Source organism: Candidatus Acidiferrales bacterium, assembly GCA_035934015.1.
Taxonomy (GTDB): domain Bacteria; phylum Acidobacteriota; class Terriglobia; order Acidiferrales; family UBA7541; genus DAHUXN01.
Genome location: DASYYH010000016.1, coordinates 437,558 through 452,118, shown reverse-complemented (window position 1 = coordinate 452,118; position 14,561 = coordinate 437,558). Strand labels below are relative to the sequence as shown.

At 56.7% G+C, this 14,561-nt stretch carries 10 protein-coding genes and 1 riboswitch; of the genes, 6 read left to right on the top strand and 4 right to left on the bottom strand.

The features are described 5' to 3' along the window. Positions 1-55: 55 nt before the first annotated feature. From VGR81_09290 to VGR81_09280, 3 genes are all read right to left on the bottom strand, one after another. Complete coding sequence (locus VGR81_09290) at positions 56-667, bottom strand: hypothetical protein (GenBank protein HEV2289133.1); 612 nt, start codon at positions 665-667, stop codon at positions 56-58. 775 nt (positions 668-1,442) lie between these two features. Continuing rightward, positions 1,443-3,449 (bottom strand): DUF3857 domain-containing protein, encoded by a 2,007-nt coding sequence (locus VGR81_09285; protein HEV2289132.1) that lies wholly within the window; start codon positions 3,447-3,449, stop codon positions 1,443-1,445. Beyond that, positions 3,403-5,364 (bottom strand): DUF3857 domain-containing protein, encoded by a 1,962-nt coding sequence (locus VGR81_09280; protein ID HEV2289131.1) that lies wholly within the window; start codon positions 5,362-5,364, stop codon positions 3,403-3,405. Before VGR81_09280 ends, VGR81_09285 begins: the two co-directional genes overlap by 47 nt. Before the next feature lie 271 nt (positions 5,365-5,635). Between VGR81_09280 and VGR81_09275 the strand changes: the two genes are divergently transcribed. Together VGR81_09275 and VGR81_09270 are read left to right on the top strand one after the other, a co-directional pair. Continuing rightward, complete coding sequence (locus tag VGR81_09275; protein HEV2289130.1) at positions 5,636-7,117, top strand: C45 family peptidase; 1,482 nt, start codon at positions 5,636-5,638, stop codon at positions 7,115-7,117. A 161-nt stretch (positions 7,118-7,278) separates the two neighbouring features. Continuing rightward, positions 7,279-8,541, top strand: a complete 1,263-nt coding sequence (locus VGR81_09270) for a cation:proton antiporter (protein ID HEV2289129.1) — start codon at positions 7,279-7,281, stop codon at positions 8,539-8,541. A 76-nt stretch (positions 8,542-8,617) separates the two neighbouring features. On the opposite strand, the gene VGR81_09265 is transcribed toward VGR81_09270, so the two are convergent. Further along, positions 8,618-9,784 carry a saccharopine dehydrogenase NADP-binding domain-containing protein gene (locus tag VGR81_09265; protein HEV2289128.1) on the bottom strand — a complete coding sequence of 389 codons (1,167 nt, stop codon included), beginning with the start codon at positions 9,782-9,784 and terminating at the stop codon, positions 8,618-8,620. 177 nt (positions 9,785-9,961) lie between these two features. Next, positions 9,962-10,155, top strand: a riboswitch (molybdenum cofactor riboswitch). Between the two features lie 113 nt (positions 10,156-10,268). On the opposite strand from VGR81_09265, the gene moaA reads away from it, so the two are divergent. The 4 genes from moaA to VGR81_09245 all read left to right on the top strand — a co-directional run bounded on the left by moaA (position 10,269) and on the right by VGR81_09245 (position 14,554). Then, the gene (moaA, locus tag VGR81_09260) at positions 10,269-11,261 is read left to right on the top strand and encodes a GTP 3',8-cyclase MoaA (protein ID HEV2289127.1); all 993 of its coding nucleotides are present in this window, start codon (positions 10,269-10,271) and stop codon (positions 11,259-11,261) included. Between the two features lie 9 nt (positions 11,262-11,270). Continuing rightward, complete coding sequence (locus VGR81_09255; GenBank protein ID HEV2289126.1) at positions 11,271-11,717, top strand: DUF2203 domain-containing protein; 447 nt, start codon at positions 11,271-11,273, stop codon at positions 11,715-11,717. Positions 11,718-11,792: 75 nt separating this feature from the next. Beyond that, a complete protein-coding gene (locus VGR81_09250; protein HEV2289125.1) occupies positions 11,793-13,940 on the top strand; it encodes a thioredoxin domain-containing protein in 2,148 nt (715 codons plus the stop codon). Then, positions 13,937-14,554, top strand: coding sequence for a GNAT family N-acetyltransferase (locus VGR81_09245; protein HEV2289124.1), 618 nt, complete (start codon positions 13,937-13,939; stop codon positions 14,552-14,554). The genes VGR81_09250 and VGR81_09245 overlap by 4 nt, the downstream gene beginning before the upstream one ends. Positions 14,555-14,561: the final 7 nt, after the last annotated feature.

The following is a 14,561-nucleotide window of genomic DNA, read 5'->3' as shown; positions in this document are numbered from 1 at the left end:
ATGACCCTGGCTAGAGGAGAGCCATTTATGAGAGGCGTCCCAGATTCAAGTGCTGTTACTTTGACTCTGGCTGTGCCGGCGACAATCCAGGGAGTTTCACATTAAAGAACCCTTCGATTTCTTTTTGTTGTGCGCCCATATAGGCCCCTGGCCAGTTCTGGGTGACTTTGCCCTGAGGAGAAATCACCAATGTCTGAGGCGTAGCGCCGAGGTGCAGTCCCTTGATTGAGTCATATGAATCGATCGAGAAGACCGGAAACCCCAGATCGCTATTTTCAACGTATTGACTGAGCGAAGCGTCTTTTAGGGATATTCCGATGAAGCGGTCCTTAATTTGGGCCGATGCGGACAAGGCGCGTATGTTCTGGAGATTCCGCGCACACCACCCGCAATTGGGATTGAAGATATACAAGACGGTTGAAGTGTCGCGATCTTGAAATGTGATCAACTGGGGTCTGCCATCAACACTGGTTGCCAGAAAAGGCGAGACAATCGCCCCTGTAATAGCTGCCCTCTGAGAATCTGGGATCTCGAGTTTCAGGAACCTAATTTCCCATGCCATCCCTATGTTGACGGACAGGGAAATGGACAAAAGCAGCGCAAAAAAGGCCGCGTCACTAGACCTAATTCCAAGGTACCGACCAAGTTTCAACAGAGACACGCCCATAAGAGTCACAGGCACCCCCGATCGGGCTTACCCCAGGCCCAGAGAGACTTCGACCGACGTCTTACTTCGCCATAGCCACGGGTGTGGGTGGGCAGTGGTTGATCCAACGGCAATCTTGGCCATCGCCAGTGCAGGAGCAGAGCATGTCCTTGTAACATGACCCACACGAGTAATCTTGGTCCGCATAGACGCAGCTACACTGCGCCCGAACCACAGGTGGCGACGTCAGATAGTGAGCCGCGAACAGGAACGTAGCGACAACAGCAAGGACCGCACCCCTAGATATTACGCGTTGCACCATGTCAAGCTCCTTTCTCGTCGTTTCTGCTCCACAATTTTTACCGGGAAAATTCTCAGGGTCGCCCATCCTTTCGCACAACTTTTGAGTCTTATATTCATTAATTCGCCAATTATCAACCTATTTTTTAACCGACAGTGTCAGAAAGATTGTTCAGATTCGGGGAGGGGTTTTCCCTCTTAAGGAACGATTCAAATCGGGCGGAATACTTAGGGTGTCTTTCCATTCGTCGTATGCGCGTTGACTTGGGGGGCGAATAAGATGCGAGCAGAGTTTTTTGATAATGGGTCAGTTTGAATTTTCACGCCTTGTGTCACGATGCGGAGAATTCAAACTGCCCCATCGCCGTATCCGCAGGCGCGTTGACTTGAAGGGACGGGGCGAAGCTGACGTGGCAGAGTTCTCCGGCGAGGGCTTCGCATGCCGCTCACTAAGGTCCGGAGAGATCATTCCACTGCTGCGACTGGCACTCGGATGTCAATTTGACGTGTGCTTGAGGATGATGCTGGAGCGCTCGTCGGCGGCGATTTCCCCGAGAGCGGTCTTCAACGTCGCGAGCTTTTCGGTTGGCACGATTACGCTTTTGATTTCGTAGGTGCGTGTGTATCGCAAGATGCTGCCGTCGAGCTTCACTTCACTTTGATATTCGACGTAGTCGGTATCCACCTTCGCGGGCGCGGGCATATCCTCAACGGTATATCCGGGCGGAAGAGTGAAATCGAACTCGTCGGTTTGCAGAGTAGCGTCGGGGAATTCGATGGGGTACTTGCGCTCCTTGCCGGAGAGAATATCCCAGCCTTTTTCGCCCAATACCCTGGGGCGGAGAATGATCATATTGCCAGCCAGCTTGGCATAATTGGGTGCGATGAAACTGTAATCAACGGTGAAGTTCTGATCAAAGGCGTCAAGATTCGCGAGCGATGCCGATCGCAACTGAAAATTGTCGAGAAACGCGCCGAGGAACTGGTCAACAACCTTGGAACGATCTTTTGGAGCTATCTCCAAATATTGCGCGCGGCTATCCACGGCTGGACTGCCCCAGCGGATTTCCCTCACTTGACCGGAAATATTGCCTGAGGAATCGAGGTTGAGATGTGCCACACGCATCAGACGGTTCGTAGCGGGAGGCAGCAAAGGGACATGAATCAGCTCTCCGCCTTCCGGCGCGACGAGGAGAACATAGTTGTCCTGTTCTGAACTGGGGAGATAGCCGAGAGGAGTATACGTATCCGTGGGATCAAAGAAAAGCAGCTTGCCATATTTCGGATCATTTACGATGGCGTATAGATTTGTATCGGGCACATCGGCAGGCAGGCGAATGGCCAGGATTACGTGGTTGAAGCTGAGCATGGAAGAGAAATCCGGCTGCACAATCCCGCGGTCGACTTGCGCCACGGCGTAAAAAGATTGCACACCGATCGTCTGGAGCATCGCGCTCAGCAGAGTGACTTTGTCTTTGCAGTCTCCATACTGATTCTTGAAGACTTCGTCCGCGGCATGTGGCACATATCCACCGATGCCGATTTCGATGGCAACGTATCTGATTTGGCGCTGCAAGTAGGAGGTTAACGCCTCGATTTTGTCCAGCGTGGTGGCCGAGTGAGCGGTCAAGGTCGCGACTTCCTGCTGAATTTCGGGAGTTGGCTGACGCTGGGGGGTAATCATCTGCGTGTACCAGAGGCCGAGATCGTGCCAGGAGCCGGACTGTTCCGTCTGACTCACGTTCTGAGGCGAAGAATACTTCACGTCGAGGCGCCCGGCGATGGCTCTCCAGGGCGGCATATCGTCTTCGACGGTGATCGCGGGGACGTTGCTCACTTGCCAGACATATTCATTGGTCTCGGGAGATTGCGGCGGCAATTCCTTGTAGTTTGACCAGTGATAGTCGAATTTCCAGCCAGCGGGGATTTGCAGAGTGTATTGTCCGCGCAAGAGGGGAATTTGTTCCTGGAACCACCAGCCGTCCTGGGAGACATTCGGGCGGCCCTTTTGCACATATTCATAACCGACAATGTTGCCCGGATCCGCGGCGGGAATTACCAAGACTTTCTTGCTCGCATCATCGTAAAGATCGCCGCCATCGATGCCGACTTCAGCAGAGTCTTTGTCTTTCACTTCATAGGGTTTTCCATCGGCAGGGATGCTCCAAGCCTTCAAGTAGGTGATGGGAGTGCTTTTCGTGAAACTGATGACTACTGTGCCGTAGTCTTTGCCCTCAGGGCGGAGGATCTTGATGGCTTCACGGTAGCGTGTCTCAACCGATCCGTTGTCCTTCACGGTAGTTTGCTGTTCGGAATAGAGGACGACAGCGACCGTGTCTTTCTCTTGCTGAGGAACAGTTTGGTTGACGGCCTGTTGCAGCCAGTCAGGAACACTTGCGCGCGCTCGCGGAGCGATGGCGAGCGAAGCACAAGCGAGAAGAAAAACGGCAATATTATTATTTTTTCGCGGCTGCCACCGGCTGCAAAATTGCTTGCGCGTCATCGCCTGATTTCACCTCATCAAATACTTGACGGATGGCTCCATAAAACTTGACATCAAAGAGCAACCCCATCTCATCGAAGCTACGCTTGCTATCGAGCTCACCCGACTGGCTGGCCATGGATACGGAATACTGGAATGGTCCGGTTGGAACGGTATTCACCGCGGGGAGACTCTCGACCTGATATCCTCCGGGCAACTTGAGAGTGATTTGGTCGTTCTCCCGGTAGGGATAGCGGAAATAGATCTTGTTGACGCGTATCGCGGAGTGGAAAGAATTCGGTTCCGCGGCGACGAAAGGCGTTGCGGGCACGAGGATTTTGTTTCCGGCGGTCGTTCCATAACTTGGGAGAGTGAGCGTTCCTTCAACGTGTAAAGGATTGGCGTAGTCATCCCAAGCGGAAATCTTGGTAATCTCGAATTTCGCGTCCGAGGGCAACCAGCCCTTGACTTCGTCGGAGATATCCTTGCGGCGGCCGGTATCATCCTCATCGCGCTCGTCGTTGCGAATGGCGGAGCCCCACGTACCTGTGAAATCCAAGGCCAAAGTTCCGTTGGCGGACCCGTCCGCGGCCAGTTGCAATGCAGCGTGGCGCTCGAGCGTTGCATTGTCGCTCTTTGGGGAAGGCGTCGTAATAAGCGTCACGGTCGGTTTGTTGTCCACAAGTATTCCGCTGGCCGCCGTTTCGTTCCACGGAAGAGAATCATAGGGATAGAATTTGGAGCCAGGATCAAGATAAATGTCCTGCGTGCCGACTGTGACGCGCACGACTTCTGTCGAGAGCTGGCGGGTACTCTGCAGATCGGCATGAAAGACGCCTTCCGTCCGCGGCACCACATAAACATCGTTGGCAGGAAAGCCCGCTGCGCGCGCCAGACCGAGGAAAAGCCAGTTAATATCGCGGGCCGTGCCATAGCCGTGTTTGATCACATCTTCGGCATTGTTGTTGTCTTTCAGCTTTTCGCGCTTTTCCTCTTGCGCTGATTTGTCTTCGAAGGACGTATTTCGGACCTGCTGCACGCGAGCATAAATCTTGCGAAGCTTGGCATTCGGGGAATCGGCCGTGCTGACCGTTTGCGATACGAGTTGCTGCAGCGCAGTTTTCTTATTCACGAATTTGTCGATGTCATTGTTCCAAGACTTATTGGTTTCATTCCAGAACTGTTGCGGGGATTTCGGAGGTCCGAAGACAAAGAAGAACTGCACTTGGTTGTACAACATACTGTCGGGAAGAGAGTAATCTTCGGCCTGGACGCCGGCTACGTTCTGCAAATCCAGGGAATACGTTCCATCTTTTTCCTTTTGCAACTTCAGGCCTTTTGGAAGCCCGATTGTATGCCAATAAAGCCCGGGGGATCCTGCTCCAGTGGGAGGCTTGATAGAGAATTTCGCATCTCTGGTGAAGAGGCTTCGCTGAACCTCCCAGGACGTGTTCCAGTAGAAATTTGCGTCGTACTGCAGACGGTACTTGTATTCGATGATGCAGCCCGGTTGGATATCGGGAAGGCTGAAAGTTTTCTCCAGGACTTTCACGTTGCCGGCCTTCACGACGGTTTTCTCGTAGATCTTGCCGTCGAAATTGACGATGGAGCCGTCAGGGCGTATGGTCCGAGCGCGCACATCTTTAACATCCGACAAACCCTTCACAAAAGGGATTTCCACGTCGCCGTACTTTTTCCCTTCCTCGGTGAAGATCTTGATGCGCATGTACTCGGTGTAGAACGACGAAGAGGTGTCCGTGTATTCCTGGCGGTTGAGGATCATGGCATGGGAGCCGGGACTAGCAGGATTGTCCTTCAACGTGAGGTCCGCGGGATTGATGGGAAGCCACTCGTCGGCCGCGAAGTTTGCATTTGGAAGCAGAAGGCCGAGCCAAATCAGCGAAACAAAAACGAGTGAACGGCGAGGGATGCTCATGGCGGACCCCAAGAACATAAGTTCAAATCTGACCCAGTGTCACAGACACACGTTCCATAGAACCTAGAAACTTAACGTAACGAGTCTTTGTTGCTGAGATACTTGCTGGCAAAGCTACCCGCGCTTCTGGCGCATGTCAATGGTTTTCTGGCTAGTTGGCGGGGATGCAGGTCGGCATGCGCGTTGACTTGGGTTGCGGCCGCGCATAAGATGCAAACATAATTTTAGACAGCTTTCGGGGGGCGTGATGGCGTCGAGGCGATGGCATTTTATGACGGCGGGGCTGGCCGTGGCGGTGCTTGCGGTGGTGGCGTATTCGCTGCTGCTGCAAGGTGCGCGGCTGAGCGCGGCGTCGGCGAATGAAGCTGCGGGACAAGTAGCGTCGGCCTCGGCGCCAGACAGCGCGCGGCTGACAGGCGCGTACCGGTTTCAGCGCGGCGGCTGGACGTATGTGCACCTGCAAGGCACGCCGGATCAGATTGGATACCAGCATGGCTATCTGCTGGCGGCGGAGATCAAGGACGCGTTTGCGGCGGTGAAGCTCGAAGACGTGCACAAAACGAAGCACAACTGGAATTTCTTTCGCGATGCGGCGCAGAAAGGGCTGTGGCCGCACATTGACGCGGAGTATCAGGCGGAGCTGAAGGGGATCGTCGCTGGGCTGAACGCGCGCGGCGTGAAGATGGATTTGTACGACGTGGTGGCGCTGAACGCGTTCGAGGAGCTGCCGGATTATTACGCGCCGTGGTACGACGAACAGCATAAGGTGGCAGGCGCGCCGCACCAGAAAGTGTCCGGGCACTGCAGCGCGTTTGTGGCCACGGGAAGCTGGACGAAGGACCATGGAATCGTGATCGCGCACAACAACTGGACCGATTACATGGAAGGCGAACGCTGGAGAGTCATTTTCGACATCCAGCCGGAGCACGGGTACCGCATGATCGGCGACGGATTTCCGGGCGTGATTGTGAGCGACGACGACTTTACGATCAATTCGGACGGGCTGATGGTGACGGAGACGACGATTTCTGCGTTTCACGGATGGAATCCGGATGGGATTCCGGAATTCGTGCGCGCACGGAAGGCGATGCAGTACGCGGGTTCGATCGACGATTACGTCAAAATCATGCTCGATGGAAATAACGGCGGGTATGCGAACGACTGGCTGATCGGTGACCGCAAGACGGGCGAAATCGCACAATTCGAACTGGGGTTGAAGGCGTACAAAGTGTGGCGAACGAAGGATGGATATTTTGTGGGTTCAAATTTCACGAGCGATCCGACGGTGACGAAGCTCGATACGACGTTCGATGTGCACGATGCGTCGATGTCGCCGAACGCGCGGCACGTGCGCTGGGACGAATTGATGAAGGAATACAAAGGGAAGATCGACGTGCCGCTCGCGGAGAGATTAGAGTCGGATCATTTCGATGCGTATGCGAAAAAGGAAGGCGCAGACATTCGAACGCTCTGCGGGCATGGCGATGCCACAGCAAAAGGGGATCCAGAATGGGGCGAGGCCCCGTTTAATCCCAGCGGAGCTGTTCAGGGAAAGGTCACGGATAGCGCGATGGCCGCGCATATGGAATTGATCGCACGAGCGGGGCATCCCTGCGGCGCGAATTTTTACGCCAAGCCGTTTTTGGCGAAGCATCCGGAGTACGATTGGCAAGCGCCGGAGTTGCACGACATGATCGCTGGGCCGTGGACGGAGTTTCAATCCGACCAGAAGCCGGCGACGGCGCTTCGCTAGTCTGAATTTTTTCGCGCGGCGATGCCACGCGAAATCCGCATTCCTATCGGGCGTTCTGGGTTATACTACCGAAACGCAGTTGCTCAGCCAGCCCACCATCAACGAGTGAAATAGAAGTTCGATTGCTCAGCAAGGCCTAGTTGGAATCAGCTGGAAGCCCTATGACTCTGATCGAAGCACTTCTATTGCTATTGATTGTTTCCCGCGTGATTGGAGAAATCGTCGAACGGCTGGGACAGCCGGCGATGATCGGGGAAATCGCAGCGGGAGTGCTGCTGGGACCCTCGGCGCTCAATTTCATTCAATTCACGCCGGAAATCAAAGCGATCGCCGATTTGGGCGTCCTGCTGCTGGTGTTTCTGGTCGGGATGGAAATGGATCTGGATGTGCTGTGGAAGTCGTTTCGCGGCCGCGGGGCGCTGGTGGGGCTGGCGGGCTTTGTGATTCCGCTGGGAATGGGGATTCTGCTGGGCGTCGGGTTTGGAATGACCACGACGCGGATGACGTTCCTGGGGTTGTGCATTGCGATCACGGCGCTGCCGGTGAGCGTGCGGATTCTGATGGACCTGGACAAGCTGCAGACGGACATCGGGCAGAGAATCGTTTCGGCGGCGGTGACGAACGATGTGGCGTCGCTGCTGCTGCTCGGCATCATTTTGGACGTGAAAGGAAACGGAACAAACGCACGAGGACTTCTTTCTTCGGTGGGATTGGCGCTGGTGAAGGCCGTGGTGTTTATGGCTGCGATCATCCTGGTTTCACGGGTGATCAAGAAATATACGCCAGGGAAATTCCGGCGGTCGCGGAACCTGATCGATCCGCTGCTGGTGAAGCTGAAGGGAAGAGAATCGATGTTTGCGGTGGTGTTCCTGTTTGTGATTGCGTTCGCGAGTTTTTCGGAGCTGCTGGGGCTGCATTTCATCGTGGGCGCATTTTTCGGATCGATGCTGCTGAGCTATGCGGTGCTGGGCACGGCGAATTTCGAGGAAGTGAGAAAAACGGCGTCGAACGTGACGATGGGATTTCTGGGGCCGATTTTTTTTGCAGCGATCGGATTGGAATTCGATGCGTCGAGCCTGCGAGATTGGAAGCTCGTAGCTGCGGTGCTGGCCGTCGCGTTTGTGGCCAAAATTGCCGGGGGGTACATTGGCGGGAAGCTTGCGGGATTGGGAAATGAGCAAAGCTGGGCGCTGGGAATCGGACTGAACGGACGCGGAATCATGGAGCTGGTGATTGCGAATATCGCGCTGGCGAATCTGTTTATTGGCAAGCAATTATTTACAGTGCTGGTTCTGATGGCGGTGGTGACGACAGTCGTGACGCCGATGCTGCTGAAGAGAGCCTACGAAAAGCTGCCTGCGAGCGAAGGAGCCGCGCTGCGCGCGGGAGTTGTGGTGGGAGTAGACCGCGAGTTAGGGGATTGAAGCGGCGAAAAGCAAAGATGCGGAGTGGGCTCGATATTTCACGCGGAACCTTCTTAATCCCTCGGAAGACGGAAACTCAATAATCATCATCGCGGTCGACTTTCTTGAGGCGCGTCATCTTCAGCGTGATGCGAATGTCGCGCGCGCGAAGTTCGTTGAAGATAGCGCGGCGAGCATCGATGGGAATTTGCGCGGGAAGCAAGACGCCGGCCTCGTCACGCGGGAAATGTTTAATGAAGAGCGCGGCGACGTGCGCGGTGGCATAGGAAATCGGAGTGGTGATCATGCCGCTGCGGCGAAGCTGATAGAGAGTTGGCACGGCGGCGTCCCAGCGGACGAGAATGGGCTGGTCGTCCTTGACACCCTGGACGAGGACGGCGGCGGCGAAACGAGCGTTTTCGAGAATGCCGCGGCGGATCAGGCGCGCGACCTGGCGCGGCGTGGGAGTTCTGGGGAAGCGCTTGTGAACGAGACCCCGCGAACGGCTTAGACGGCCGCGGCGATGCCAGCGGCGGAGCTGCTCGATGTCGCGACCGCCAATCTTAGCGTCAACTTCGCGGAGGCTGACGGCCGTGGGAATGGCGCAGACTTCATCCTGCGCGGCGAGATAAACAGGGACTTCGCCGATGGGCTGTGGGAAACGGAATTTCTCGCGCTCGCCGAATTTCTTTCCGAACGCAAAATGGCCGTCGCGATAGATGCGCGGACGGGAAGTGGCTTCGTCGAAAGCGACGTCCGGCGACCAGGTGGAAATGGGATCACGGCTTTCGGTGGATTCATAGAGGCGAATATGAATGGAATCAACGGAGTCGAGAAGTTCCGCGCCGCGGCGAGCGAGAAGATTCGTGAGGCCGGGAGCGACGCCGGCATTGATGATGGCGGCGCGATTCTTGCCGAGGAAGCGGCGATGATAGGCGAGCTGCTCGGGTTTAAACGGATTGCGCGTGAGGCGCGAATTGAGGTCAAGATAATGCGCGCGGAGGCGCAGAGCGGCGCGAAGGACAGTCTCGTTGAATGTCGCCGGAGCGCAATTGGCGAGCAAGTGGCAACTGCGCGCGGCGCGAACGATGGACCAAACATTGCGGGCGTTGGCTTCGACGACCTCGATAGGATTTTTCTTGCCAAGAAAGCGGCGGGCGCGCTCGACATCGCGGTCGCCGCACCAGACCGTATGGCCCTGGCGCGCGAGAAGTTCAGCGAGAAGGGAACCCGTGCCACCGACACCGAGAACAAAGATGCGCATCGGGTGGAAACTGTACCATAAGCGGTTCGCGGCGCGGGTACTGAGGCAAGCCGGGTTTCATGCGTTGGGCAATGGGCCAGCTTGAATTTTGACTCCTCATGTCACGACCAAGAAAATTTGAATCGTCCCGCTATTTTGGAGAGCGATGACTTGGCGGGGTAAAGGAATCGGCGTAAAATAGTATGGATTCTCCGATCCTCGAGGCCTGCGGGAGAGAAAACCCATGGCACGAGGACGATCCGGCGGCTTGCAGCAGAGTGGCCGCAGGAAACGCGCGAGATGCGGGATTATCGCGTGCGTTCAGGGTTCGGGAGAAAACTCCCGGGCCTCCCATGTGACAATGTTTGGAAAGGAGAAAAGCCGCGACGCCGGTGCGACGTGGCTTCGCTGCCCAAGTCCAAACATGGACTTGGGCGTTTTTGTTTTTGTGGGCTCGAAAAGGAATCGAGACGAGAACTGCGGATATCTAACTGAAGAGCAGAAGATGAAGGATTTTGGCCAATTAAAGGATGGTTTCGGCAGGCAGATCACGGATCTGCGCGTGTCGGTTACGGATCGCTGCAATTTCCGGTGCGTCTATTGCCGCTCGGCGAATCCGGAAAACCACATGGCCGAGCACAAGCTGCTTTCGTGGGATGAACTCGAACGGCTGACGCGAATTCTGGTGCAGTTGGGAATCACGAAGGTGCGCGTGACGGGTGGAGAGCCGCTGGTGCGGCCGGGCGTGGAGAAATTCATTTCGCGGCTGAGCGAAATGGGCGTGCGAGACCTTTCGCTGACGACGAACGGACAACTGCTCACGGAACGATGCGACGGGCTTGTGGCCGCGGGGCTGAATCGCATCAATATCAGCCTGGATTCGCTGGACCGCGGGAAATTCGAAAAGATTACGAGGACGCGGTCATTCGATCGCGTGATGGCGGGAATCGATACGGCGCAGGGTTCGCCGCTGCGACCCGTGAAAGTGAATGCGGTGCTGGTGCGCGGATTGAATGACGATGAGGTTGAGGCGTTCGCGGGATTTGCGCGGGAGCGCGATTTAATCATGCGCTTCATCGAATTCATGCCGCTCGATGCGGACCGCGCCTGGACGCGCGATTTGATGGTGCCAGCGGCGGAAGTGAAGCAGCGGATCGAGGCGCGCTGGCCGCTGGTTCCCGTCGCGCACGAACGCAGCGAGACGGCGAGGAAGTTCCGGTTCGCGGACGGGCGCGGGGAAATCGGGCTGATTGCGCCGGTGACGCAGCCTTTCTGCGGGTTTTGCTCACGCATCCGGCTGACGGCGGATGGAAAATTGCGAACATGCCTTTTCAGCAAGGAAGACCATGATTTGAGGCATTCGCTACGCAGCGGCGCGAGCGATGAGCGAATCGCAGAGGAGATCCGTGGAATCGTCATGGAGAAGGAAGCCGGGCACCGAATCAACGAGGCAGATTTTACGCCGCCATCACGGACAATGGTTTATATTGGCGGGTAACGTCAGCCTATGTCCGACGAAGAACAGAAACTTTTCAGTTTGAGCGAAGCGGAGCGCACGCGCGCGGAACTCGAGCCAGTGCTGCTGGAAGCGATGGAAGCGCGGCGATTGATGCAGGCGATCGACGAGAAGCTCGGCGAGCTGGGCGCGCGGATTCAAATGGCGGGCGGGATGCGGTTCAATTACGAAGTTGCGGCGGGCCAGCGGCTGGAACGCAACACGTACGAAAAATCCGTCGAACGCGCAGTCGAGAAAATTCACGCGACGGGCTGCCTGGTGAAGGACCTGGACAAGGGACTGCTGGATTTTCCGGCGCGATTGAACGACGAGGACGTTTATTTTTGCTGGCGCGTCGGCGAAGATCGAATCCGCTTCTATCACCGGCAGGACGAAGGCTTCGCGGGACGCAAGCCGATCGATCCGCGAGACGCCGACTACAAGAATCCCATCCAATAGCAGAAACGGCGTAAGGCGGGACTGCAGCGCGAAACGGCGCGTGCGGCTGCGAAGATTTTTGAGGGAAGGAATGCGGTGAGTGAAGCATCAGGAAATCGATTAAAGAATTCCGCCAGCCCTTATCTGCGGTCGGCGGCGCATCAGCCGGTGGACTGGCACGAATGGGGTGAAGCGGCGTTCGCGAAGGCGCGCGCCGAAGAGAAACCAATTTTGCTGGATATCGGCGCGGTGTGGTGCCACTGGTGCCATGTGATCGACCGCGAGAGCTACGAAAATCCCGAGATTGCCGCGCTGATTAATCAGTTTTATGTCGCGGTGAAGGTGGACCGCGACGAGCGGCCGGATGTGGATTCGCGTTATCAGGCGGCGGTGAGCGCGATTTCGGGACAAGGAGGCTGGCCGTTGACGGCGTTTTTGACGCCGGACGGGAAACCGTTTTTCGGCGGAACGTATTTCCCGCCGGAAGACGCGATGGGGCGGCCGGGGTTCAAGCGCATCCTTGCTTCGATTGCGGAGGCGTTTCGCGCGAAACGCGGCGACGTGGACCGGTCGGCGGCTGCGCTGGAAGATGCGGTGCGAAACGCGGAGCTTTTCACGGCCGCGCGCGGAGCGTTTGATCCTGCAATCATTGAGCAGTTGGCGGGTGCGATCGTGCAGCGATTCGACGCGCGCAACGGCGGATTCGGACGAGCACCGAAATTTCCACATCCGCCAGCGATCGATCTGCTGCTGGAACTTTGCCAGCCGGCGCGCGATTCGCATTTGTTTTATATCGCCAGCCGCACGCTTTCCAAGATGGCAATGGGCGGCGTCTACGACCAGCTCGGGGGAGGATTTCACCGCTACTCGGTGGACGAGCGCTGGTGCGTGCCGCACTTCGAGAAAATGTCGTACGACAATTCCGAGCTACTGAAGAACTACCTGCATGCGTTTCAAATCGCAAACATGCCGGGAACGCGCGAGACAGATGAAACGCACATGGGCGAGCGTTTCCGCGAGACAGCGGAAGGGATTGTCGCATGGGTGTTCAGCACGCTGAGCGATGGCGAGCTCGGCGGATTTTATGCGAGCCAAGACGCGGATATTTCGCTCGACGATGACGGCGATTATTTCACATGGACACAGGAGGAATTGCACGCGGCACTCTCGCCGGAGGAAGCGCGCGTGATGGAGGAGTATTACGACGTTGGCCCGATTGGCGAGATGCATCATAACCCGGCGAAAAATGTGCTGTGGGTGGCGTCGAGCGCGAAGGAGATCGCGAAGCAGAACGGGATGAGCGAAAGCGACGCGAGGCTCTTCATTGCTCGGGCGAAAGGAAAGATGCTCGCGGCACGTGAACGGCGGCAAGCTCCGGCGATCGACCGGACGATTTACGTGAGCTGGAACGCGATGTTCGCCTCGGCATTTTTAGCTGCGGCGCGCGTTCTTGAGCGCGAAGATTGCAGATCATTCGCGCTGAAGACGATTGAGCGGATACTCGCCCAAGCGTGGGATCCAGCGAAAGGATTTCAGCACCGTGTGGGCGGAGCGAGAATCGAGGGGATGCTCGACGATCAGATTTTCATGGCAGCGGCGCTGCTGGACGCGTATGAGGCGACGCTCGAGCGACGATATTTCGACGCCGCGGAGCGGACGATCCAGTTGACGATTGAAAAATACGGCGATGCGGACGGCGGAGGATTTTTCGACCGCGCGTCGGATGCCACACCGATGGGAGGTCTCGACGTGCGGCGAAAGCCATTTCAGGATTCGCCGACGCCGGGGACAAATTCTGTTGCGGCGATTGTGCTCGAACGGCTCTATGGGTTTACAGGCAACGCGAAATATCGCGAGTGGGCCGAACGGACGCTCGAAGCGTTCGCGGGAATCGCACCTCAATATGGAATGTTTGCGGCCACGTACGGGCTCGCGGCCGTGCTGTATTCGCGGCAGACGTTGCATGTGGTGATCACAGGAGCAGCAGGAGATGCGAAAGCCACGGCGCTTGAAACTGCGGCGAATTCGGTTTATCGATTCGGGAAGGTTGTGCTGCGGGTGACGCCGGAAAGTGCCCCAAAGGCGACGCTCGCACCCGCGCTGAAAGAAACGATTCCACATCTGGATGCGAATCTCGCGCAGGCGTTTGTGTGCGCCGGGACTTCATGCTATCCGCCAGTGGATGAAGCGCAAAAGTTGATCGAATTATTGTCAGGTGCGGGTCTGCAGGCGGCGGCGAAGTGAGGAAGCGCGCGGAGAAGCCAGAGCGAAGAAAGGCGCCGACGCGAGCATCGCGGCGCGCATCGAAAGTCTCTGCGCTCGAAACGCCGCGTCTGTTGCTGCGTCCGCTTGAGCTAGCCGACGCGGAGCAAATCCAAAGTCTTTTTCCTCATTGGGAGATTGTGCGCTACCTGCGAAATATCGTGCCCTGGCCCTATCCGGCGGATGGCGCAATGGAATTTGTCCGCGAGAGGGCACTCCCGGCTATGGAGCGTGGCGAAGCCTGGCACTGGACTTTGCGATTGAAAACAGAGCCAGAACAGATGATTGGCTTCATTAGCTTGGTGCGCGGAGAGACTGAAAATCGCGGCTTCTGGATGGGATTGCCGTGGCAAGGGCGCGGCTTGATGAGCGAGGCGTGCGATGCGGTGACCGACTACTGGTTCGACGTGCTGAAGTTTCCGGTGTTGCGCGTACCGAAGGCGACGGAGAACGCGGCTTCGCGACGCATCTCAGAAAAACAAGGGATGCGGGTTGTCGGCACGGAGGAGCGCGATTACGTCTCGGGCCGGCTACGCGGAGAGATTTGGGAAATTACGGCGCAAGAGTGGCGCAGTCGCAGACCTGCCAGGCATTAAGCGTTTT

Coding starts and splice junctions, on each gene's coding strand:
- VGR81_09265 (HEV2289128.1), bottom strand. CDS start 9,784: ATGCGCATCTTTGTTCTCGGTGTCGGTGGCACGGGTTCCCTTCTCGCT.
- VGR81_09255 (HEV2289126.1), top strand. CDS start 11,271: ATGTCCGACGAAGAACAGAAACTTTTCAGTTTGAGCGAAGCGGAGCGC.
- VGR81_09280 (HEV2289131.1), bottom strand. CDS start 5,364: ATGAGCATCCCTCGCCGTTCACTCGTTTTTGTTTCGCTGATTTGGCTC.
- VGR81_09270 (HEV2289129.1), top strand. CDS start 7,279: ATGACTCTGATCGAAGCACTTCTATTGCTATTGATTGTTTCCCGCGTG.
- moaA (HEV2289127.1), top strand. CDS start 10,269: ATGAAGGATTTTGGCCAATTAAAGGATGGTTTCGGCAGGCAGATCACG.
- VGR81_09285 (HEV2289132.1), bottom strand. CDS start 3,449: ATGACGCGCAAGCAATTTTGCAGCCGGTGGCAGCCGCGAAAAAATAAT.
- VGR81_09275 (HEV2289130.1), top strand. CDS start 5,636: ATGACGGCGGGGCTGGCCGTGGCGGTGCTTGCGGTGGTGGCGTATTCG.
- VGR81_09290 (HEV2289133.1), bottom strand. CDS start 667: ATGGGCGTGTCTCTGTTGAAACTTGGTCGGTACCTTGGAATTAGGTCT.